We start from the raw sequence: 22666 nt of genomic DNA, 5'->3' as shown, positions 1-22666 counted from the left end.
ACGATGGGTGAGCTGTGGCGGTTACTTTACCGTTCCTTCCTGAACGAATCCCGTGCCGTGAGTTCGTAACGCTGAGAAGCTGCAAGAGAGGGAGTTGAATTCGATGGAAATTCCACTGAAGAAGATCCGTGCGAACGTGTGGGAAGTCCCGCAGTCGTTTAAGGCTTATATGCGCACGCCTGCGCGCATTTACGCGGCTCAAGAGCTCCTGGACAAGATGCGCCGGGACCTCACGTTACAGCAGACCATCACGGTCGCAGCACTACCCGGCATCCAGAAATACTCGCTCGTTATGCCCGATGGCCATCAGGGCTATGGCTTTCCGATCGGTGGCGTCGCAGCAACGGACTTCGAGGAGGGCGTTATATCGCCGGGCGGGGTCGGTTACGACATCAATTGCGGCGTCCGGCTGGTGCGAACGAATCTCCGTGAGGAGGAGGTCAGACCCCAGCTTGGTCGGATCGTTGATGGGCTCTTCGAGTACATACCGTCCGGGCTCGGGCTCTCGGGGAAGGTACGCTTGTCATTCCAGCAGCTGGACGAGGTGCTGCGAGGCGGCACTGAGTGGTGCATTGAGCACGGCTACGGCTGGGAGGCGGACCTGGAGCGCACGGAGGAAGGCGGACGCTTGAAGGCCGCGAATCCCGCGCGGATCGATGAGAAATCGAAGCAGCGTGGCGCACCGCAGCTCGGCACGCTCGGCTCCGGTAATCATTTCTTAGAGCTGCAGGTCGTGGATGAGATCTTCGATCCCGAGCTGGCCAAAGCCTTTGGGATCGACGAGCAGGGTCAGGTAACCGTGCTCATTCATACCGGCGGCCGTGGCTTCTCGCACGGCGTCTGCTCCTATTATCTCCGAAAATTCGAGCGCGAGATGAGCAAAGATCCCGAGTTGGCCCGGATCCTGGAGCTGGAACGCGAGCTGGCCTGCGCGTATTTACAGACCGATATGGGCATGGCGTATTTCGAAGCGATGTGCTCCTGCGCGAATTACGCCTTCGCGAACCGGCAACTCGCCATGCACTGGGTACGGAAAGTCTTCGAGGAGGCGCTGCGGAGGAGCGCGGAGGAGATGGAAATCAGCTTGGTCTACGACATCGCGCATAATATCGCGAAAGAGGAGGAGCATGTGGTTGAGGGTAAGCGGCGGAAGCTATGCGTGCACCGTAAAGGCGCGACCCGTGCGTTCCCCGCAGGTGATGCGCGCTTACCAACCCTGTATCGGAACGTTGGGCAGCCCGTGTTGATCCCCGGCTCAATGGGCACCCGGAGCTTCCTGGCCGTGGGTACTGAGACGGCAAAGGAAGAGACCTTTGGGAGCTGCGCACACGGTTCCGGCCGCGAGCTGAGCAGAACCGCGGCGATGCGGCAGTATCGCGGCAGTGACGTAAAAGCAGCGTTAGAGAAGCGGCAGATACTCGTTAAGGCGCGTGAACGGACGAAACGCGACGTGCGGAGCAAGCGCGGTGTCCCCTTCGACCGGTACGGCGAGCTGGCGGAAGAAGTTTCCGCAGCCTATAAAGATCCTGAAGTGGTAGTGCGGAGTTGCGAAGTGGCGGGTATCGCGAAGAAGGTCGCGGCCTTCCGCGCCATCGCGGTAATTAAGGGCTAATTACGGCGATGCGGATCACGATCGGCGGCCTTCCGGGGAGCGGTACCACCACAATTGCACGGTTGCTCTCCAAAGCGCTTTCGATCGAGGTCATCTCCGCAGGCGAGTTGTTCCGCGAGCTTGCACGGGAAAAAGACCTGCAACTGGGACAGTTCAATGAGCTGGCAGAGAGCACTACTGATTTTGATCGGTGGATCGACGAGCAGCAGGGCAAGGAGGCGTGTAAACGCAAGCAGGTCATTGCGGAAGGGCGATTGTCCGGGTACTTTGTACCGTCCGCCGAGTTGAAGATCTGGTTGAAAGCACCGGTCGAGGTGCGTGCGCAGCGTGTGGCCAAACGCGAGAGGATCCCGTACGAAGCTGCGCTCGCAGCACTGAAAGCGCGCGAGCAATCCGAGCACAAACGCTATGAAGCGTATTACGGGATCGATCTGAACGATCTCACCATCTATGATCTCGTCATCGATACCTCACGCTGGCGTGAGTACGACATTATAGCATTGATCCTGCAGGCAAAGGCGCGTTTGAGAACCCGAAGTGCACTTTAGCAACGCGCTACCTGAAATACGCAAAGTTCAAATGTACTGGCGCTGAACTCTAGTATACAGCATACAACTAAACGAGATGGAGGGGCGATGAAATGAAGCAGAAGAGGTGGTACGGCAAGGATACAGGACTGAGCTTACGTATGGTGCTCACCGGAGTAGGTTTGATCATTGTCTATCTCGCCTTCCTGACCTTGTTATCCTTCTTTCTGGATTTCATCTTTCTCCTGATCTTTGCAGCGCTCTTTGTTTTCGTTCAATTTTATTTCTCGGATAAGCTCGTGCTCATGAGCACCGGTGCGAAGATAGTCTCACCCCAGGAGGCCCCGCAGCTCCATACGCTGGTCGAGCGGCTCTGTACCGTGGCAGACCTTCCCAAGCCGCGCGTGGCGGTGATCAACTCGCAGGTGCCCAACGCCTTTGCGACCGGCAGAAACCAAAAATCTGCGGTGGTCGCCGTCACCACGGGTCTCTTGAATAAACTGAATACCCCGGAGCTGGAAGCGGTACTGGGGCATGAACTCACACATGTTAAGAACCGCGATGTGCTGGTAATCACGCTCGCCAGTTTTCTCTCCACCGTTGCGTGGTTCATCATGCGATTCTTCGTGTACTCCTCGCTCTTCCGTGGTGGCAGCAGGGATAAGAGTGCGGCCGCAGGAGTTATCATCTTCCTGGCCTCGCTGCTCGTCTGGCTCATCAGTTACCTCTTGATCCGTGCGCTGTCGAGATACCGTGAATTTGCAGCGGATAGAGGCGCAGCTATCATGACGGGCAATCCACCCGCGTTAATTTCCGCGCTCCTCAAGATAAGTGGTGCGATGCAGCGCGTGCCCACAAAAGACCTGAGAGAAGTGGAAGGTCTCAATGCGTTCTTCATCATACCTGCGCTTTCCGCGGGCTCGATCATGGCGCTCTTCTCAACCCATCCACCCATTGAGAAACGAATTGCGAGACTCGAAGCGATGGAACGGACGCTGGAAGGAGTTCGATGAAGAAAGTTCTTGACGTGCTGCTGGGCCGTGTAAAGCCTGCCCCCACCAAGGTGGATGCCCTCTTCAGCATCTCCACGGCCTATGTCACGCTGGAAACGAAATTGGACCTGCATCACGCGCGTGTGGCCGGTATCTGTTTCAAAATCATCCCATCTACCGCATTTGAACGCATGAGCGCGGATTTAGAAGAGCTCCTGGAGCTCGCACGGCGTGAAACAGCGATTGCATATGAGCTGGTGAAAGACGAGTTGGGCTTTTTATGGATTGTGCTCCGCGCTACCGACTTTGAGGATCTCGTGACGACACTTCATCTTGTCTCCGAGACCGTGATCGAACGAGGTTTTGATGACCAATTGTTGAGTTCAGTCTTCAAATTCAGGAAAGAATCGAAGGCTATTTATCTTATTTATACGTATAAACGGGGTAGTTTTTATCCCTTTGTCCCCTTAAACGGCCGTGAGCGGGACATGCAGTACGAACTGAAACTGGGCGCTCAGCTGGAAGCGGAACTACCGTGGGAAAAAAATAGAGAGACCTGGTATCCCCTGTGGGATCTTCCTCTTTAGTCAGGTATGATACCGGCTCCCGTGAAGGTCTTCTTTGCTTCTTCTAGATTGAGATCTTCAGGTGGGATAATAACATCCGATGTCAGTATCTCCTCAGGATCGAGTGGGCTGGCTTCTCGCTTTACCAGTGCGATCATCTCGCGCAGCATTTCGCGCATTCGTTCCTCATTACCTTTGCCCACCTCTACCACGATTTTATTATCGAGTTCATTAAGGCTGTCTAAGAGTGCACTACTGACACGGAATTGGCCCTCGCCCATAATCCGCACGATCATTCTCGGTTGACCTCCTGTTTGAGTTTCTCCAGTTCTTGATCGACCTCGCTGCCCACGCGCACCTTCTCCAATTCACGCTCTATCTGATCTTTGCCACCTGCCAGATCCTCCAGGGTTCCAAACTCCTGCAGCTCATCAAGCGCAGCAGCTCGTGCCTTCATAGTCTCCGTCTTCTCCTCAGCGCGCTGGATCGCCAGTCCCACATCGCTCATCTCCTCAGAGATGCCACTTATCGTCTCGGTGACCCTGACCTGCGCTTCTGCTGCGGAATACTGAGCTTTGATCGTCTCCTTTTTCGTTCTGAACGCTTCTATCTTCGTAGCTAAGCGCTGCTCGGTGGCCATCAGTTTATCCTGCTCCTTCTGCAGCCCCGCGATCTGCTGGTTCAGACTCTCCAGTTCCAGCTCCAGCTGCTTCTTACGCTCCAGTGCGAGCCGGGCTAGATCCTCACGACCAACCTTCAGTGCCTCCCGTGCCTGTTCAGAAAGCTTCGTGATATTCTGCTCCAATTTGGCTTTTTGCAGTTCCAACCGCTTCTTTGAGGTGGTCACTTCAGCAACGCCCCGCTTGACCTTCTGTAACGCTTCCAGCTGCATCTCATAGGAATAATCGAGCGTCTCGCGCGGGTCTTCAAATTTACCCAGGAGCTTATTTATCTTCGATTTTATGATGGTGCTCATGCGGTCTAACATACCCATTGTTCTTTCCCTCCGTGCTACACCATACGCGCGCGCGGCATATCAATCTTTCTTTCACTGCTCTCCGCAGTTAGGTGTGCTGCGAAAGTGCACTGATGCCGTGGCAACAGCGCACAGAGCGCGGCCTCTGGCGTGATCGTTCAACTTCAGGTAGCGACCAGAATGCGCGTGATCAGAGATACGTGCCCAGGCGCTTTACCCGGACGACGGGGTTCGGATGCGTGGAGAAGAGCTCCATTAACCGCTCTGCCCGACCCACCTGTGCGCGCTCGGCAAACAACTTCAACTCGTACGCATCGATCGTTCCGTCTCGATTGAGGTCAGCTGCACTCAGATCACGCACGTCACCGCGCGCCGTCATGGGATCGGTCGCGAAGAACGCGCGCATGCTGCCCAGCTCCTTGGTTACCTTCTCCGTTCCGGGTCGTGCACTGCCATACACCATCTTGTAGAGCGCGGAGGCAAGTTCGTGCGGATTCTGCGTCAGCTCTACGCTGCCGGCGTCCGCATAGTATTCCCGAACGCGGGAGGCATAGAGCACGATGAGGTTACTGATGAAATAGACGACGAACGCGAGGAGCGCGATCGCCATCGTTGGCAGTGCGCCCTCCCTGCTCCGACCGCCGCCGAAGATGCCGGACCAGAAGAAGCTGAAGTAGATGAAGTAGCAGATCATCGGGATGACGCTCAACGCCGTGATCACGACCATATCGCGGTGCTTGATGTGCGCGAGCTCATGGCCCAGCACGGCCTCAAGCTCATTCCGGTTCAGCATCTCCAGCAATCGCCGGGTAACACAGACGCGCGCATTCCGCTTCGAGGTGCCGAAGGCAAATGCGTTGGGGATCTGGATTTCGGAGATTCCGACACGCGGTTTGGGTATGCCCGCCTTCATCGCGAGGTCGCTCACGATCCGATGCAGCTCCGGCTGCTCTGCTTCCGAGACGTACCGAATGCGCATCGTCAGCTCCACGACCTTCGGGCCGATGAGGAACTGGACGGAGACCAGCACCAGGGCGAGCACCGCATACACGAGCGGCGTGCCCACGCCCGCGACCGTAGCGACAACCGCTAATAACGCGTATAGTACCGCAAAGAGGAGCAGGACGGTCAAACCCATCCGTACCTGAAGCCACGCAGTTCTCATGTCTCTACTTGTTAGTAGAAACTATCGCATATAAACTTGTCCTGTTCGCTCGCAGGCGGAGCTGCTATTTGGGACGATACGTGTGATCGTGCCTGCAAGCACTGCTCACTCCTGCTCGTAGATCGTTACGGGCTTCTGCAGGATACCCGGCCGCTTATCGGTCATCACGTAGTAGTAGCCGGTGATATGCACCAGGTACTCGAGATAGCCTGTAACGAACTTGCTGAGTCCCTCGCTCCTCTGTCCGAGAATCACACAGATCTCCGCAATAAAGCCATTCACCAATCCAAGCTCGTGAACTCCGCTATACACAAACCGCAGGGATACCTCGCGCATCTGCAGTGCACGTTACCTGATTTACCGTCCATCGATAGCCTTTTTTAATGCGCTGAGCATCTCTCAGTTGATAGGCCTATGAAGTATAAAATCACGGGGAATAATCTCCAGGTGGTTACGCTCGAGTTGAGTGCAGGCGAGAAGGTGTATGGCGAAGCGGGCTCCATGGTCTACATGAGCGCGAATATGATTATGGAAGCGAAGATGCGCGGCGGTTTCTTGAAGGCGATCGGACGTAAATTCGCGGGTGAGACGATGTTCCTGACAGAGTTCAGTCCTGCAGGCGGCGAGGGACTTGTGGCATTTGGCGGCAACGCGCCGGGCACGATCAAGCCGATCGAAGTCTCAGCGGGCCGGGAGTTCATTGCCCAGAAGGATGCCTTTCTCTGCGCTGAAGACACCGTTGAGCTGAGCGTGGCCTTCCAGCAGCGATTGGGCGCGGCCTTCTTCGGCGGTGAGGGCTTCATTTTGCAGCGACTCGGCGGTGAGGGCACGGTATTTATCCACGCCTGTGGCGACTTCATCGAATTCGATCTGGAGTCCGGCAAGAGCTTGAAGGTGGATACCGGTTGCGTCGTTGGCTGGGATGCAACGGTCTCGTACGATATCGAGCGTGTGAAGGGTATAAAGACGATGTTCTTCGGCGGTGAGGGTATCTTCCTGACCACCGTCCGGGGGCCGGGGCGGGTAATCCTCCAGTCAATGACCCTGCCCAATCTGGCCTCGGCACTGTCTCCCTTCTTGCCACACCAGGGACGTTCCGGAGAGACCTCGGGCTCGTCTGGCGTGCTCGGCACCATGGTCAAAGAAACCATCGGTCGATGAAGCGTGGTATCCTCGCCGGACTCATGTTTGTGGCGGTTATAGCGATACTCCTTGTACTCCTCCACTACTTCAAGATCCTGGCAGCTATCGCGCTGCTCATCGGGTTCGGCGTGCTCGTGGGCATTATCCTCATCGCGGTCATCGCGGGCATCCTGGTCATCGCCGCCCTGCCTTACTACCTGGTTACCAAAGAGCCAAAGATCGACAAGCAGGGCTCGTATACCTTAGCGGATATCAGGGGCAAGGAGGGGGACGAGAAAAGGCGCGACTGAATGCTCGTGAGGACGTGCGTACGTACGTGCGTGCCGCGAGGCGAAGCCGTCAGGGCCATGCATCCCGCTCCTTCTCCAGTGCCTGCAAGATCTCCCGATAGACCGCTCTCAGCTTCGCCTTACGTACACGGCTCATGAGCTTCGTGATCACCAGCTCCGGTGTGCTCGAGCCGATATGGTTAAAGAGCGGCTGGCGGTCCACGATAAAGTTACCGGTAGCATCCAGACCTTCCGACTCGATGCCATCGACCCGTATTTTCTTCAGGTCGATGTGCGGCCGCAGCTCATGGATCAGATGCGTGATCATCACCGCGCGTGTGCTGGCGGGCAGATGATTAAGCAGGGCGGCCATGATCCTGCCCATCGCGCCCGGCTCGGTGAGCGCCTCTAACTCATCGATGAGCACGACCTTCGGGCCTTCTCGCATGAAGATCCGGCTCAGGGCACGCATCGAGTATTCAAACGAGCCGGTCTTCTTGATCATCTTCCGCCGGTAGAGGTACAGGGGCAGCAGCGGTATCTCCGCGCGTTCCGCAGGCACGGGCAGCCCGAGTTCAGTGAGTATCATCGAGGTTGCGAGCGTAATCAGCAGGCAGGTCTTGCCGCCACTGTTCGCGCCGGTAAGGATAGCTACCGGCAGGGGTGTCGCGCCGAAAATGCCCAGATCCGTGCTCCCGACCGAGTACGAGATCGGCACGACCGTCTCGCCGCCTTTGAGCTCCTCGTCCACCAGGAAGAGGTTCCGGCCCTTGATCACACCCAGACCATCAGAACTGATCTCGGGTATGGTGAGCCCGAACTCATGGCTGAAGCGCGCAACGGCGAAGAGGAAATCGAGATAGAAGAGTCGCTTGAGCGCCGTATTCACCGCTTCCTCGTACGGGATCAGCCGTGTGGCATAATCCCGCAACCTGAAGTACCGCTGTTCAGCGATTCGCCGTGCATAGTGCTCCTGGAGCCGTATGGTGTGCGCCCGTGAGAATTCGAACGGTGGCCCACGTTCCAGATTCTCGTACGCGCTCTCCAGGAGCAGATCGCGATCCTCACCGGCGAGCTGCAGCTCGTCCGCCATGCTTATCACGGCCTCATCAAGATACGCTTTGAAGTCATCCGCACCGCCACCAGTCTGCGCAATAAAACGCGCTTCCTGGTTGATCGCCTCCTCCCAGCTGAGGACGGTATCGGCTAAATTGACTTTGTGAGCGCTTTCATCGCGGGCAAGCTCGGCTAAAAGTGCCAGTACCGCTTCTAAATCCGGTATCGAGATCTTATCAAGAAGCGATGACGTTTTCCGCTCATCAAACTCGGTAACGAGCTGAACGAATGCAGCAATCGCCGCGCTTTTGGCACGGAACGATTGAACCACGAACTCAGGATAGACGATACTATCATCTGCCACGGCATGCTCCGGAATGCTGATGATGCCCGGCTCGTCGAGCACGATCTCGTCCGCGTCGGCAACTAACAGTACGGGGTAAGCCTCGCGGAGGAGCGCCTGTGCCGTCGCAGCAGAATCAACGACGGCTACACGCACATAATCACCGTACCGTTCCTGCAGCTTCGATTCGAGCCCGCGCCGCCGCGTCGCGATCACGGGCGTGGTATCGAACCGTATCGGCGCGATCTCGGCCTTTGCGAACAGTTCCTGTACCGCTGCGATCTGCTCCCCATCCAGGAGTTCGTGCAGCCGCATGCCCTCGCGCACATCATCAAACCGCTTTCGCAGTGCGTCGGGATCCAGCGTCGGCGTGCGTGTCATGCACGTTGCCATGCCGGTCTTCGTGACCGCGTAGGACGCAAGAAGTTTCACGAGCTCCCGCAATATCTCCCGTGTCTCGTTCGTGCAGAGGATCTCACGCACCGTGAAGCCGGCCGCACACTCGTTCGCCTTCAGCACTACCTTCTCCGCTTCTTTTACCGCTATGCCGAGCAGCGGAGCGAGCGAATCAACCGCAGAGAGGGCCACCGCGTCCGCAACTGAGTCGTGCAGGAACAGCGGTAGCGAAGCGGGAGGGGTATCAGGGTGAGCGTTCATGATCTCAGTCTCCTGTAAGTGTCTTCATCTCAGCACTATTTAGCTATTCAATAACTTCGAGCCGCTATAGTATGATAAGGGAATGCACCGTTCGATCCCCAAGCTCATGCTCGGCACCTCGCCGTTCATCGGCGCCGGCCAGTTCGGTACGAAAGCCTACGAATACCGGCAGCAGTTCTTTTGCAACGAGCGCAACATGACGCGGCTGTTCATCAGATCCGCGTTGCTCGGGGTTGCGGCAGTGCAGCTCATCGCTTATGAGCCCCTGATCAATGCGTTGATCGCGGCGTGTGAAGAGTTGGAAGCAGATTTCTTCGTGGCCGCTACGATTCCGAGCGGGCAGGCGTTCGAGCGGTATCTAGAGCTACTCAAGCCGTTACAGCCGGAGATTATCGCGATCCATGCGCTCTCATGCGATGCGCGCGATCCGCGGATCACTGGCTGGATCGAGGAGATCCGGGCTGCAGGCGCGTCACCCGGCGCGGCAACGCATCTGCCCGGCGAGACGATCCCCGAGCTCGATGCTGCTGGATTCGCGTTCGAGGTGTATCTCGCGCCGCTTAACACCGTGGGCTATGCCATGGCACCCGACTATGCGAGCACACTGCAAGCGCTCGAGCGCACGGAAAAGCAGGTGATCGCGATAAAACCACTGGCTGCTGGTCGCGTGAAACCGGCGCGGGACGTATTCGAATTCCTGTATCACCATGCCGACTCGGTGAGTGTAGGAATCGTCTCGGAGGCGGAGATGGAGGAGACCTATACAGCGGCGAAGGCTGCGGTTGGTGACGCGGCAGAGCGATAGGCAAAAGGAGCTATGACTCAGCGGATCGTGATCATTGGCGGTGGTGCAGCGGGAATCGACGTGCTTGAGTTCCTGCTTCGGGCGCAGAGCGTGCACGAAACGGCTGAAATCACCCTGATAAAGCGGGAGCATGAGGGATTCTTCTCGAGCTGTGGCCTGCCGTTCGCGCTCCAGGGGCTGTATGAGCTGAACGAGCTCGTGCTCTTCGAGCCCGAATTCTATCGCGCGAAAGGCGTGGATTTCAGGACGGGAACTGAAGTGACGAGTATCAATATACCGGGGAATTGTGTGCGGCTTGCTACCGGCGAAGAGCTCCCGTACGATGATCTCGTCATAGCTACAGGGAGCAGGCCCTTCATGCCACCAATCTCCGGCACGGACTGTGAGGGCGTTTTCACGCTCTGGAATCGTGAAGATGGCGAACGGCTCACTGCCGTGCTGGCTGGTGGTGAGCCGAAAAACGCGGTCGTTATCGGTGGTGGCATGATCGGGCTGCAAGCCGCGGTTGCATTCGCCCGAAAGGGGTTGAAGATTACGGTTGTGGAGTGCTGTCCGTCCCTGCTCCCGGCGATTCTGGATCCCGATGTGGCATCGGTCGTGCAGAAGTGGCTGCGTAACGAGCTCACGTTCGTGCTCGGCCGTTCGGTGCGTGCACTTGAAGGTGCGGAGCGCGTTGCCGCGGTGCGAATAAACGAAGCAGCTATCGCGGCCGATCTCGTGCTGATCGCGACGGGTATGCGGCCGAACGTGGAGCTCGCGCGAACGGCAGGATTAGCACTCGGTGCCTGCGGTGGAATACAGGTCGACCACTCGCTGCGGGTCATGCGAGCAGGATCGTACCTCAAGCACGTATATGCGCTCGGCGATTGTATCGAGGTGATCGATGCGGTCACGAAACGATCACGGCTCAGTCAGCTCGCCTCCACCGCATTGATACAGGCGCGGGTTGTCACGAGCAATCTGCTTGGTGGTACTGCTACGTACGCGGGGTGCTTGAGCCCCACCGTCGCGTCCATCGCGGGGATGCAGGTGGGCAGCGTCGGGGTCACCACGGCATACGCGCGGAGCTGTGGCATGAACGTAACGGCAGGCACAGCGATCAAGTACACGAAGGCGCGCTTCTTCCCCTCCCGGAAGCTGATCGTGGCGAAACTGCTCTGTGACTCGAATTCCGGACGGCTGATAGGCGCGCAGCTCGTTTCGGAGGAGGGCGTCGCGGAGCGGATCAATGAGCTGACCCTGGCGATCAAAGCAGGTGTAACCGCTACGGCGATCATCATGAGAGAGCGGTGCTTCGAGCCCTCGCTCACGATGGTCGAGGATGTCCTGGTAGACGCGGCGATGAAAGCGCGCAACCGCGAGATCACACCGTGAGGGTGAGAAGGTCATCGATGATACCCCTGAACAGTACTCAGCTGCTGCAGATTCGTGGAACCACCGGCACCGTAGCCGTCGTCAAGGTAGGAGAAAAGCAGCAGTTCCTCGTGGAGACCCCGGACCGCGAGATCGTTCTGGGGCTCAACCACGACGATGTCCTGGTAGCCTCAGGATTCGGTACCGAACAGGAACTCGTTAACGGATTGCGCTGTGTGCTCTACATGATTCGCGAAGTGAACAGCCCGTTGATCGTCTTACCCAAAGATCATCCGGCAACGAAACGGCTCAAGATCGTGGTCGCCGCGGGTAAGCGTGTCGTGCTGAGCTGCAAGATCACACCGGGCACGCATCCCGAGCAGCATCTGCTCTGCGGCATGCCGGAATTTGAAGGACTCGAAATCCTTGGGGTCGCGGGCGGTGTGGCGCTCAGGGGGTTAGCGGGGGGCGCGAGCCACGAGACGAAGCGCTTTTTATAAGCGCGTTCAGGCGTCGGTGCGACTCTTTTTTATCCCGCTTGGTTGTAAAGTATAAGGAAAAGAGGAGTCTAGAAGAGGAGATGGCCAGCGAAGAGAGAGCAGCAGCAGCGAATCAGACGGTACGAGACTTTTCAGGTGCGACCCGTGTCGTGGTCAAGGTCGGTACCAGCAACCTGACCGATGAGCAGTATCGGCTCGATCCGCAGCGGGTGGAGAAGATCGTACATGAGCTCGTGGAGTTGCATAAGCGCGGGAAAGAGGTTATCCTCGTGACGTCGGGCGCGATCGGCGCGGGTATGGGGAAGCTGAACCTGAAGCAGCGGCCACGCGATATCAAGGTCATGCAGGCGGCGGCCGCAGTCGGTCAGACGATCCTCATGAATACGTACGATACCTATTTCTCCGCAGCTGATCTGACAATCGCGCAGATCCTGCTGACGCATGGTGCCTTCTTCAACCGGCAGCGGTACCTCAATCTGCGGAACACGCTGCATACCCTGCTCAAGGCCGGGGTGATCCCGATCGTGAATGAGAACGACACGGTAGCCGTCGATGAGATCAAGCTGGGCGATAACGACAATCTCTCAGCGCTCGTGGCGAGCAATCTCGGGGCGGATTTGCTCATCATCCTCTCAGACGTCGACGGCCTCTACACCGCCAATCCCAAACGGAACGAGGATGCTGAGTTCATCCCGGTGGTCACGGCAATCACGCCTGAGCTGGAGCAGAGCGCGGATAAGGGTGGGAAGACGGGCGTCGGCGGCATGAAGACGAAGCTTGAGGCTGCCAGGGTCGTGATGAAGGCCGGTATCCCGATGGTGATCGTCAACGGCAGAGAAGAGAACATTCTCGTACGCGTCATCGAGGGCGAACCGGTCGGCACGCTCTTCATGCCCGCGCATAAGGACTTGAACGGGCGAAGGCACTGGATCAGGTTCTCGTCCTCGGTAAAAGGCATGATCGCAGTTGACGAGGGCGCGAAGCGGGCATTGATCGAGAACGGCAGCAGCTTGCTCGCCTCAGGGATCATCAGTGTCGAGAAGGACTTCAAGAGCGGCGATCCTGTCAGTATCGTGGATGCAAAGGGTGTCGCGTTTGCGAAAGGCATTACCAATTACTCGAGCCGTGAGATCGTGCAGATAAAGGGCGCGAAATCGCACGAGATCGAGCGTATTTTGGGCAGTAAAGAGGGCACCGAGGTCGTCTACCGCGGGAATATGGTGTTTCTCTGAGTGCTCTTCTCGTAGCAGAACTTCGGCCCGCATCAGGATAATCAGGACGATTCCTTATCGTCATGCGGTCTCCACGAAAGGCCGAAAGGCACTTATAAAATGATCCGACTATGTGTTACCTGAAGATAACAGGATATCACGTGAGGGGTAAAAAGTGTCTGAACGTCTCGTATCAATAAAACTAGAGGAGCTTGGAGAAGAACCAGGAGAACTACTATCCCCAATCATCCGGGAACTGATATTCCAAAAGGAACCTTAAAGGCGATTATCAAAGAAACAGGGCTGACCGAAGAGGAATTTATGGCATTGTGAGTATTTGTCGCTGTGGAAGAGGTACGGTAAGTGATTGCTCAGAATAAGGTTTGGTTTTACCGTTAACGCTCGAAGATGAGGTTGCGATGCCGAAAGTCGCGATGACGGATCTAGAGCTTCACTATCATGAGGAAGGGTCAGGTTTTCCGCTCGTCTTGCTGCACGGGCTGTCCGATGATGCCCGGCTATGGACTCCGCTGCTGCCCGTGTTATCCAAAACGTACCGGACCATTGCCCTGGACCTCAGAGGTCATGGACACTCAGGGAAACCGGATACGCCGTATTCCATCCAGCACTTCTCCACGGACCTTTTTGAGTTCTTCGCGAATTGGATATCGCAAAGACGCATCTGCTCGGGCTTTCTTTTGGTGGCGTTATCGCCCTGCACTCACTTTGCGCTTGTGCATCCCGAAAAAGTTCGCGCGCTCGTGCTTATTTCCTCGTTCTGCTCTACCGATCCTGCTCTGCGAGCGCGATTCGAGAAACTGCGAGAGAGCTTACTCACGGGCGGCTGCGGGGCATTCTTCGACGAGGCAGTTGCCCTAACGGTCACCCCTAAGTTCGCGGCTGCGCATGCTGCTGAGCTAGCAGAGGCAAAGGAAGAGATGATCGCGATGAATTCCACCACTGCGCTCGTCCGTGTCATTGATGCGTGTATGGCGTTTGACGTGACGGATAAACTATCCCAACTAGCGCTCCCGACGTTGATCATTTCCGGGCGCGAGGATACTTTCACCCCCTGCTACTTTTCCGAACAGATATACCGCGCTATCCCGGGTTCAACGTGGGCTATACTGGACGATGCAGCTCATAACGTGCTCCTCCCGGGAAAGATCCAGGAAGTCTCCCGGTTAGTCCTGGATTTCCTGGACCGTTACGGAAACGGGATTTATTTGAAATGAGTTATCCCCGCGAGAGGGCACAATCTCAACCCGGTGCGATCCACGAATCAATCGATAGAGGATTTTTATCACCTCTGCAACAGCACCGTGGCAGCATGAGCTAAATGGCTGATTTCCAGACCCCTGGAGACACAAGCGCCCTGGAGGGGAAAGCATTCACGACGATAAAATATTCATGCTCCAGATCTATCAGGTTCATATCTGGAGGTGGTGAAGATGGCAGTTGGAAAGGAGACGGTAGGGAAGTCAGGCAGGGGCATTGTGGAGAAGGCGAAGATGGCGCGGGCGGCCGCGCTGATTTTGGCTAATGCGTCAACGGCCGCAAAGGACGCGGCACTGTCGCGTATCGCTGCGGCACTCGATGAGCATCGCGCGAAGCTACTGGCAGCGAATAAGCGCGACGTTGAACTCGCTTCCCGGTTGGTGGCCGAGGGCCAGATGTCCACAGCGCTGCTCGATCGACTGAAACTGACCGATGCGAAGATTGACGAGATGATCCTGAGCGTGAAGGACGTTGCGAAGCTGGAGGACCCGGTGGGTAAGACGCTCTCCGCAATTGAACTGGATACCGATTTGGAGCTCTATCAGGTCGCCTGTCCAATCGGCGTGATCGGCGCGATCTTCGAGTCGCGGCCCGACGTGCTCGTGCAGATATCCGCGCTCTGTCTCAAGACCGGCAACGCGGTCCTGCTCAAGGGCGGCTCGGAGGCGCGCACCACGAACGAAGTGCTCTTTGAGCTGGTCGCGGAAGCCGCGTCATCGGGCGAGGGTGGCGTCCCGGACGGGTGGGTACACCTGCTGGAGACGCGTGAGGATGTCGATGCGATGCTGAAACTGCACGAGTATATCGACCTTATCGTGCCGCGCGGGAGCGATCAATTCGTGCGGTACATCCAGGACCACTCGAGCATTATGGTGCTGGGTCATTCTGAAGGTATCTGCCACGTCTACGTTGACCGTGATGCCGATGTGCCCAGGGCGCTCGAGATCTGCTATGATGCGAAGGTGCAATATCCCGCGGTGTGTAACGCTGCGGAGACCTTGCTGGTGGATGCTCAGATCGCCGGTGAGTTCCTGCCCCGGATGGTCGAGCGATACCGCGTAGCAGGCGTCGAGGTTCGCGGATGCCCGCGAACGCTGGATCTCCTTGAGCGCAAAGGTACGGTCGGGATAAAGCCCGCCACCAACGACGACTGGCGGACCGAATACAACGATCTTATCATCTCCGTCAGGATAGTGGACGGCGTTGATGAGGCCATCGCCCATATCAACACCTATGGGTCCGGCCATACTGATGCCATCGTCACGGAGAATAGAGCGACCGCGCTGAAGTTCCTGCGGTTCGTTGATTCGTCCTCGGTGATGCAGAACGCGTCAACGCGGTTCAGCGACGGATTCCGGTACGGAAAGGGCGCGGAGGTCGGTATCAGCACGTACAAGGTGCATGCACGCGGACCGGTGGGTCTGGAGGGTCTGATGATCTATAAATACCTCGTCATGGGTGCGGGCCAGGTCGTCGCTACGTATGTGGGCAGGGATGCAAAGCCCTTCACGCACCGGAAACTGACCCGGAGTTTCTCCTTCTAGTGCAGTGCCGCATCGCTGCGGGCACTCGCACCACAAGCTCAGCCGTACATACCTTCCGGGGCCTTCGCCGGCTCATCCTCGCGCACCGGCGGTGTGGGGATCGTCCCAAACTGCTTCTCGAAGGCCTTGATGTGCCGGTCGAGCCAGCTCAGCAGCGCCTTCGCCTGCTCCGGTGACATGGTTATCTCAGCCTGCAGCTCGCGAAGAATCACCGGTGGCTCCTTGCCGGTCACCGTGTCCTCAGAGACGTCCTCGTACCCTTCCTGATAGACGATCATCTTGAATTCGTACGGTGTATGCCCGCCAAAGACGCCCGAGGAATAGAAGCGTTTGAACTCCGGATGTTTCCGCACCACGAACTTCGGCCGCGCTATGTGCTCCATCGGTGAATGCATCTCCTCCGTAGTAGTTAGTTCTGCACGAAGGGATCTCCTCTTTCTTATTATATCTTCAGCTACTGCCAATTACTTTAAATACTTTTGGAACGACGAGCTATGGATGCGATTCCGGTGATGAAACGGAACGAGGTGGTGGTCATCGGTGACGTCTTCTGTGACATCATGACGCTGCCGATCGAAGCCTATCCGGAGCGTGACAAACAGATCGGCTGTGAATTCATGCTCGCGCTCGGCGGTCAGGCGGGCAACTGCGCGGCGGCGTGTGCGACGCTCGGGCTCGAAACGGCGCTCGTCTGCAAGATCGGTACGGACGCGCTTTCGTGCTGGGTCCGCGCCGAGCTTGAACGGAGGGGCGTGGTTCTCTACGCCCAACGAACGGAGGATGCAGCGTTACAACGGCCCGGTATCACCGTGAGTATCGCGTTCACCGATGGCAGCCGGTCAATGCTCTCAGACCGTGGCGCTAACCTGGTCCTTGCGGGGGATGAGGTGAACACAGAGCTGCTGCGCAGTGCGCGATTCGTGATGCGGGCCGGGCACTGGAATACCGAAGGCCTGTTCCCGGCCAATGTAACGTTGTTGAAGACGGCGAAGGCTGCCGGTGCCTTCACCGGGCTCGATATCGGCTGGAGCGCTTACCTCGGGTGGACAGATCGTGCACGCGAGAGCGTTCTGGAGCTCCTGCCGGTGCTTGATTTCCTCTTCGTGAACGAGGCGGAACTCCGCGAATTGAGCGGTAGGGCGGGAAGAGAAGGCGCGTACGAGCTGTTGCGACGGGGCTGCAAGCAGGTAATTGTTCACCAGGGCGTCGAGGGCTCCACCTGGATCGCGCCCAGCGTTATGGTCACCTGCCCGGCCTTTGCTGTGGCACCGGTGCGTCCGACAGGCGGCGGAGACGTCTTCAATGCGGGGTTTATTTACGCGTTCTTAGCGGGCAAAGAGGCGGAGGAATGCCTTCGGTTTGCCAATGCCTGCGCGGCTCTATATATCACCCGAAAAAGCGTGAGCACTGTGTTCCCCTCTTTAGACGAGGTGAAAGATTTCTATACTCGGCAGCATCTTAAAGAACCAGGAGAAAGCAAGCAGCAATGATACCACGAGCGTTCTTTGTGTCCTCTGGGGTGGGTATGGATCCGGAGCCGGCCATTGCCTTCGATCTTGCGCTGCGGGACGCAGGTATAGGGGAGTGTAATCTAGTTGAGGTCTCCTCCATTCTGCCAGCGGACGCCGTTGAGATTGATCGTGAACACGCGAGCATGAAACCCGGCGCCATCACCTTCTGCGTGCTCTCGCGAGCCGATGGCGGATCAGGTGACGTAATCGGGGCCGGAGTAGGCTATGGGTGGCTGGGGGCTGCAGCAGAGCAGGGTACTGCGAATCGCGCGTTTGGTATCATCTGTGAGCATCACGGGCACCATTCGCGGCCGTTTCTTGCGGGCAAGATCCAGGAAAAGCTGGATAAGATGGCCGCGATGCGCAAGCTCCAGGTGCACGCGAGAGAGCTGGTGGTGGAATCCGTAGAGGTGGAGCAGGGCAAATATGGCTCTGTGGTCGTTGCGCTCGTGCTCCTCTTTTGAGCGAGCACCAGGGCAAGCACTCACGCACGCACTCACGCACGCACGCAGTCGAAAGGTTTAAGTGCTTCCAGCGGGTGTTAGGTTACTAGATACCGAAGGGGTGAGCGTACTCGTGGATCTGGAGGATTTACCGGGTGTCGGACCTGCGATTGCAGAGAAATTACGTGACGGTGGGTACAATTCACTGGAAGCGATCGCCGTGGCCTCACCCGCCGAGCTGGTGTCCGCTGCGGAGATCGGAGAAGCCACTGCGGCGAAGATCATCAATGCTGCGCGGGATGCTGCGGATATCGGTGGTTTTGAGACCGGGGACAAGATCCTGGAGCGGCGCAAGGAGGTTGGTAAGCTCACGACGGGCTCGAAATCGCTGGATGATCTCCTGGGTGGCGGCCTCGAGACTCGCGCGATTACCGAGTTCTATGGCGAGTTCGGCAGCGGGAAGACCCAGATCGCGCATCAGCTCGCCGTCAATGTGCAGCGCCCGCCGGAAGAGGGCGGCCTGAACGGGTCCGTAGTGATCATCGATACCGAAAACACGTTCCGACCTGAGCGGATCCAGAATATGGCTGAGGGCGCGGGATTGGATTACGCAGCGGTGCTGCAGCATATCCACATTGCGCGCGCTTACAACTCGAATCATCAGATCCTGCTGGTGGGTAAGGCGGAAAAGCTCGCGGAAGTGTTGAAAGAGACTGAAAAGCCGGTACGACTGCTCATTATTGATTCGGCGACCGCGCATTTCCGTAGTGAATACGTCGGCCGCGGCACGCTGGCAGATCGGCAGCAGAAGATCAACAAGCATCTGCATGACGCGCTACGCTTCGGCGATCTGAACAACGCCGTGGTGATGATCACGAACCAGGTGCAGGTGCGACCCGATGCGTTCTTCGGCGATCCGACACGGCCCATCGGCGGCCATGTCGTCGGCCACACGGCGACCTTCAGAATTTATCTGCGGAAATCAAAAGGCGAGAAACGAATCGCACGACTGGTCGATTCACCGAACCTTCCGGAGGCGGAGGCTGTATTCTCCGTGACGGGACCGGGTATTCGAGATTGAGAGTTGCGTTGCGTACCTATTCCTCGCTTTCGAACTCTAACTCCTCTTTGCAGGTCTCACAGACCATTAACCCGCCTTTGAGCACGAGGTAATTGGAGAAGCTACCGCATTTCTCGCAGAGCCCCTGCTCAAGGCTCTCGCCCTCCAGCCCCATAGCCTCGCGCTCCACGCTCATCTCTACCAGTTCCGCCAGTATCGAGTTCATCTCCGAGGAGATCGAGAGGATATCGACATCCGCGACGATCCCTACCAGTTTGCCATCCTCAACGACCGGCATCTTCCGGATCCGCCCCTTTGCCATCTTTTTCGCGATCGCGGAGACTCGATCGTTGGGCGAGGCGGTAATCAGGGGTTTTGTCATGATCTCTCCGAGCTTCACCGTGCTCGGCTTCGTGTCCTTGCTCACCACAGCGCTGATGATATCGCCATCGGTGACGATGCCAACCGGTTCACCCTGGTCGAGCACGATAATGCTATCCACATGAGAACGCCGCATCCGCTTCGCTGCCTGGAAAACGGTGATATTTTTATCTCCCGTGACGACCTCGCGTACCATAACATCCCTGAGCGGTATATCGGTCTCCATCTCCCTTCAACAATTATAATTATAGGGAAATGATGATTTAAATACACCACTGCTGGGGAATGGGGCATGAAATACGTCATTCTGATCGGAGATGGGATGGCTGACTATCCCTTGTCGGAACGCGGGAGCAAAACCGCACTCCAGCTGGCGAAGACGCCGAACCTTGACTTCATTGCCCGGAAAGGCTCGATCGGTCTGGTACAGACGATACCCCACGGGATGACCGCGGGCAGTGACATCGCCACGCTCTCGATCCTCGGCTACGATCCCGCTACCTATCACACGGGCCGTGGTCCGATCGAAGCGATGGCGCTCCAGATCCCGCTCGCGCACGATGAATTCGCGTTTCGCTGCAATCTGATAACCGAGAGTGACGGGATCCTGGCAGACTTCAGCGGTGGGCATATCACGACCGGGGAAGCACGGCAGCTGATCGCGGCGCTTAACGCGGCCTTGCGGACAAGCTGGCTCGATAGTGGCTGGGAGCTCAGCTTTCATGCCGGTTTAAGCTACCGGAACATTCTGGTGCTCAAAGCGCAGACAGCCGCGGCTGCGTCTGCTCTGGAAAAGGAGATTGGCGGTGTGCCGCCACATGACATCGTTGGTGCATCCATCACCGATCACCTACCGAAGGCAGCACTATTACGGGAGATCATGCTCGCCTCAAGGGCGGTCTTAGAGGCTCATGACGTTAACGCGCAGCGGGCGGCACGAGGCGAGAAGCGGGCGAATATGGTCTGGCTCTGGAGCGGCGGGCAGAAGCCTGTATTGCCCGCTTTTACTGATCTGTACGGCGTGCAGGGCGCGGTCATTTCGGGTGTCGACCTGATCAAAGGGATTGCGCGGCTTGTGGGTCTGCAGGTGATCACCGTGCCGGGCGCAACGGGTTATTTTGACACGAATTACCGGGGCAAGGCGGAATACGCGCTCCGCAGCCTCGAGGAGATGGATTTCGTGCTCGTGCATGTCGAGGCACCGGACGAAGCCGGGCATCTCGGCGATATCGATCTGAAAGTGCAGACCATCGAGACGTTCGATGCAGTGGTGGTCGGAACCGTCTTAAAGGGCCTGGAAGCGGAATTCGCGGCTTCCCGAGCGGGAGTGCGAGCGGGCGGTGGTTACCGGATCATGGTCATGCCCGATCACTACACACCCGTGTCCGTGGGCACGCACACGCGAGAGCCCGTGCCGTTCGCGATCTACGATTCTCGTGCTCCATCCGTGGAGGGCCGTGGGGGTAATTTTGACGAGCAATCAGCATTAAAACGCGCGGATAAGGTGCTGGATGCGGCGGCGCAGGAGTTGATGCGGCTCTTCCTTCAGAAACCGTGCTGATTTCCGGAAATAACCGGGGTCGATCAGCAGTCGGGTATAATTCAGTATAATCCACTGTCTACCTGCGGAACTTAGCCCGATAATTCACGCTGATACCCGGGAGTCCAGGAAGTTCAGCTCATTTTCGGATATCCTTAATCAGGTCAACGACGTTCTGATTCGACTTTCGGATCACTTTGATCACGCGCTTCTTGCGCCGCACCTCTTTCTCCAACTCCTCAAGGCACTTCTTGACCTGCTCTTCCCGGTCCTGCCGCGTCTTTTCATCCTTCTCCAGGTCTGTTTTCCGCCGTGTGAGCATCCGCCGGACCTCTTTCTTCGCGGGTCCGCCCGTCACGAGCCGTTTACGCAGGTTTGTCGCGATCTCCAGCGTCTCTCTCACCTTCTTCTCGCTCAGCCCCTTCGTGCTCAGCTTCTGCCCCACGCTGCTCAGCGCGAGCGCATCGATTCGCTGCAGGATAGTAGCCGCCAACGCCTTCGCGGACTCCTCGTCCCTGAGCGATTCCCAGGTCTCATCGGTCAACTCAGCCGCCAGAGCAGCAACGATGGTATGCGCGGTGCGAAATGGCAAGCCGGTCTCACGAACGATGGTATCTGCCAGTTCCGTTGCCGTGCTGAACCCACGCGGCGCCTGCTCCGCCATCCGCTCCTCCTGCACTTCCACCCCGTCCACCATGCTCCTCATCACGGTGACCGAAGCGATCGTCGTCTTCGTAGCACGTACCAGATGCGGTGTGGCCTCCTGGAGATCGCGATTATACGAATAGGGCAGAGCCTTACAGATCGAGAGCACGCTCATCAAACAGCCGTATACCGTGCCCGCTCGCGCACGTACGAGTTCTGCGTAGTCCGGGTTCCGTTTCTGCGGCATGATTGAGCTGCCCGTCACATACTCGTTGGGCAGGCGAATGAAGTTGAATTCCGCAGAACTCCAGAGAATGAGCTCCTCCGCAAGCCTGCTCAGATCCGTCATCAGGTTGGCGTAGCATGAAATCGCCTCGATGACGAAATCGCGCGTCGAGACCGCATCCATCGAGTTCTCGAGCACCGCATCGAATCCGAGGAGCCGCGCTGTTCGCTCTCGATCGATCGGGAAGCCGGTCGAAGCAAATGCCGCTGCGCCCAGAGGACAGACGTTCGTGCGCTCATAAGCGATCTGGAGTCGCGCGAAATCGCGTGCAAAGGCGTCAGCATGCGCCAAAAGGTGATGGGCGAAGTTCGTTGGCTGCGCATGCTGTAGATGGGTGTACCCGGGCATTAAGGTCCCGATGTGCTCACCCGCTTTCGCGAGGAGGGCGCCGCGTAAGGCGTTTATCGCGTTGAGCAACGTCAGGAGCTCGGCCCGCAGCGCCAGTCGTATGCACGTAGCTACCTCGTCGTTCCGCGACCGCCCGGTGTGCATCCGGCCTCCAATGTCCTCGCCGACCTCAGCGATCACGACCGATTCGATCGCGGTATGTACATCCTCATACGAGGGGAGCTCATGCTCGATGAAATCCGCACTGCGCTCCTCCAGGTGGTGTAAGCAGGTCAGAATAGCCGCGGCCTCCTTCTTGATGATCCCCTGCTCCTTCAGCATCACGACGTGCGCCTTGTCAACGAGGAGGTCAGCGTGAAAGAGCCATTTATCCGCCTCCAACGAGAGTATAAACTCGTCCTTATACCCGCCGCGGTTCAGCATCTGCCTCTTCCTGGAGTCGAGCTCCAGCCTCC

At 57.6% G+C, this 22666-nt stretch carries 25 protein-coding genes; 17 read left to right on the top strand and 8 right to left on the bottom strand.

The genetic code is table 11. The annotated features are described in order from the left end of the window. Positions 1-103: 103 nt before the first annotated feature. The 4 genes from ENN68_03695 to ENN68_03680 all read left to right on the top strand — a co-directional run bounded on the left by ENN68_03695 (position 104) and on the right by ENN68_03680 (position 3718). Positions 104-1612, top strand: coding sequence for an RtcB family protein (locus ENN68_03695; protein HDS45189.1), 1509 nt, complete (start codon positions 104-106; stop codon positions 1610-1612). A gap of 8 nt (positions 1613-1620) precedes the next feature. Further along, positions 1621-2160, top strand: a complete 540-nt coding sequence (locus tag ENN68_03690) for a cytidylate kinase (protein ID HDS45188.1) — start codon at positions 1621-1623, stop codon at positions 2158-2160. Positions 2161-2252: 92 nt separating this feature from the next. Further along, positions 2253-3152 (top strand): zinc metalloprotease HtpX, encoded by a 900-nt coding sequence (htpX, locus tag ENN68_03685; protein ID HDS45187.1) that lies wholly within the window; start codon positions 2253-2255, stop codon positions 3150-3152. Further along, complete coding sequence (locus ENN68_03680; protein ID HDS45186.1) at positions 3149-3718, top strand: hypothetical protein; 570 nt, start codon at positions 3149-3151, stop codon at positions 3716-3718. Before htpX ends, ENN68_03680 begins: the two co-directional genes overlap by 4 nt. On the opposite strand, the gene ENN68_03675 is transcribed toward ENN68_03680, so the two are convergent. The 4 genes from ENN68_03675 to ENN68_03660 form a co-directional block, all read right to left on the bottom strand. Further along, a complete protein-coding gene (locus tag ENN68_03675) occupies positions 3715-3993 on the bottom strand; it encodes a hypothetical protein (GenBank protein HDS45185.1) in 279 nt (92 codons plus the stop codon). The two genes, ENN68_03680 and ENN68_03675, sit on opposite strands and share 4 nt — an antisense overlap. Continuing rightward, positions 3990-4691, bottom strand: coding sequence for a PspA/IM30 family protein (locus ENN68_03670; GenBank protein ID HDS45184.1), 702 nt, complete (start codon positions 4689-4691; stop codon positions 3990-3992). The genes ENN68_03675 and ENN68_03670 overlap by 4 nt, the downstream gene beginning before the upstream one ends. A 172-nt stretch (positions 4692-4863) precedes the next feature. Next, on the bottom strand, positions 4864-5838 hold the full coding sequence (locus ENN68_03665) for a peptidase (GenBank protein HDS45183.1): 975 nt from the start codon (positions 5836-5838) through the stop codon (positions 4864-4866). A gap of 105 nt (positions 5839-5943) precedes the next feature. Then, on the bottom strand, positions 5944-6174 hold the full coding sequence (locus ENN68_03660; protein HDS45182.1) for a DUF4389 domain-containing protein: 231 nt from the start codon (positions 6172-6174) through the stop codon (positions 5944-5946). Positions 6175-6252: 78 nt separating this feature from the next. Between ENN68_03660 and ENN68_03655 the strand changes: the two genes are divergently transcribed. Both ENN68_03655 and ENN68_03650 read left to right on the top strand, forming a co-directional pair. Continuing rightward, positions 6253-6999 (top strand): TIGR00266 family protein, encoded by a 747-nt coding sequence (locus tag ENN68_03655; GenBank protein HDS45181.1) that lies wholly within the window; start codon positions 6253-6255, stop codon positions 6997-6999. Continuing rightward, positions 6996-7271 (top strand): hypothetical protein, encoded by a 276-nt coding sequence (locus ENN68_03650; GenBank protein HDS45180.1) that lies wholly within the window; start codon positions 6996-6998, stop codon positions 7269-7271. The genes ENN68_03655 and ENN68_03650 overlap by 4 nt, the downstream gene beginning before the upstream one ends. 49 nt (positions 7272-7320) lie before the next feature. On the opposite strand, the gene ENN68_03645 is transcribed toward ENN68_03650, so the two are convergent. Next, positions 7321-9306 carry a hypothetical protein gene (locus ENN68_03645; GenBank protein HDS45179.1) on the bottom strand — a complete coding sequence of 662 codons (1986 nt, stop codon included), beginning with the start codon at positions 9304-9306 and terminating at the stop codon, positions 7321-7323. A gap of 82 nt (positions 9307-9388) precedes the next feature. Here ENN68_03645 and ENN68_03640 point away from each other — a divergent pair, with 82 nt between their 5' ends. The 7 genes from ENN68_03640 (at position 9389) to ENN68_03610 (ending at position 15997) form a co-directional block, all read left to right on the top strand. After that, entirely contained in the window at positions 9389-10111 is a 723-nt protein-coding gene (locus tag ENN68_03640; GenBank protein ID HDS45178.1) for a hypothetical protein, read from the top strand. A 12-nt stretch (positions 10112-10123) separates the two neighbouring features. Beyond that, positions 10124-11485, top strand: a complete 1362-nt coding sequence (locus tag ENN68_03635; protein ID HDS45177.1) for a hypothetical protein — start codon at positions 10124-10126, stop codon at positions 11483-11485. 17 nt (positions 11486-11502) lie between these two features. Beyond that, positions 11503-11964, top strand: coding sequence for a hypothetical protein (locus ENN68_03630; GenBank protein ID HDS45176.1), 462 nt, complete (start codon positions 11503-11505; stop codon positions 11962-11964). Between the two features lie 80 nt (positions 11965-12044). Beyond that, positions 12045-13196 (top strand): glutamate 5-kinase, encoded by a 1152-nt coding sequence (gene proB / locus ENN68_03625; GenBank protein HDS45175.1) that lies wholly within the window; start codon positions 12045-12047, stop codon positions 13194-13196. 171 nt (positions 13197-13367) lie between these two features. Continuing rightward, a complete protein-coding gene (locus tag ENN68_03620; GenBank protein ID HDS45174.1) occupies positions 13368-13508 on the top strand; it encodes an addiction module toxin, HicA family in 141 nt (46 codons plus the stop codon). Positions 13509-13594: 86 nt separating this feature from the next. Further along, on the top strand, positions 13595-14410 hold the full coding sequence (locus ENN68_03615) for an alpha/beta fold hydrolase (GenBank protein ID HDS45173.1): 816 nt from the start codon (positions 13595-13597) through the stop codon (positions 14408-14410). Between the two features lie 216 nt (positions 14411-14626). Beyond that, positions 14627-15997, top strand: coding sequence for a glutamate-5-semialdehyde dehydrogenase (locus tag ENN68_03610; GenBank protein ID HDS45172.1), 1371 nt, complete (start codon positions 14627-14629; stop codon positions 15995-15997). A gap of 38 nt (positions 15998-16035) precedes the next feature. Here ENN68_03610 and ENN68_03605 read toward each other — a convergent pair whose 3' ends face one another. Continuing rightward, entirely contained in the window at positions 16036-16392 is a 357-nt protein-coding gene (locus ENN68_03605) for a DUF3467 domain-containing protein (GenBank protein HDS45171.1), read from the bottom strand. Positions 16393-16491: 99 nt separating this feature from the next. Between ENN68_03605 and ENN68_03600 the strand changes: the two genes are divergently transcribed. The 3 genes from ENN68_03600 (at position 16492) to radA (ending at position 19032) form a co-directional block, all read left to right on the top strand. Further along, positions 16492-17487: a carbohydrate kinase family protein gene (locus ENN68_03600; protein HDS45170.1), complete on the top strand. Its 996-nt coding sequence runs from the start codon at positions 16492-16494 to the stop codon at positions 17485-17487. Continuing rightward, positions 17484-17972, top strand: a complete 489-nt coding sequence (locus ENN68_03595; GenBank protein HDS45169.1) for a hypothetical protein — start codon at positions 17484-17486, stop codon at positions 17970-17972. Before ENN68_03600 ends, ENN68_03595 begins: the two co-directional genes overlap by 4 nt. 100 nt (positions 17973-18072) lie before the next feature. Next, positions 18073-19032 carry a DNA repair and recombination protein RadA gene (gene radA / locus ENN68_03590; protein HDS45168.1) on the top strand — a complete coding sequence of 320 codons (960 nt, stop codon included), beginning with the start codon at positions 18073-18075 and terminating at the stop codon, positions 19030-19032. A gap of 16 nt (positions 19033-19048) precedes the next feature. On the opposite strand, the gene ENN68_03585 is transcribed toward radA, so the two are convergent. Continuing rightward, entirely contained in the window at positions 19049-19618 is a 570-nt protein-coding gene (locus tag ENN68_03585) for a CBS domain-containing protein (GenBank protein ID HDS45167.1), read from the bottom strand. A gap of 66 nt (positions 19619-19684) precedes the next feature. Between ENN68_03585 and ENN68_03580 the strand changes: the two genes are divergently transcribed. Next, positions 19685-20953, top strand: coding sequence for a cofactor-independent phosphoglycerate mutase (locus tag ENN68_03580; GenBank protein HDS45166.1), 1269 nt, complete (start codon positions 19685-19687; stop codon positions 20951-20953). Positions 20954-21071: 118 nt separating this feature from the next. On the opposite strand, the gene argH is transcribed toward ENN68_03580, so the two are convergent. Then, positions 21072-22634 carry an argininosuccinate lyase gene (argH, locus tag ENN68_03575; GenBank protein ID HDS45165.1) on the bottom strand — a complete coding sequence of 521 codons (1563 nt, stop codon included), beginning with the start codon at positions 22632-22634 and terminating at the stop codon, positions 21072-21074. Between the last annotated feature and the right edge of the window lie 32 nt (positions 22635-22666).

The sequence above is a fragment of the Methanomicrobia archaeon genome, from assembly GCA_011049045.1.
Taxonomy (GTDB): Archaea; Halobacteriota; Syntropharchaeia; order Alkanophagales; family Methanospirareceae; genus JACGMN01.
This window is presented reverse-complemented; position numbering and strand designations above follow the sequence as displayed.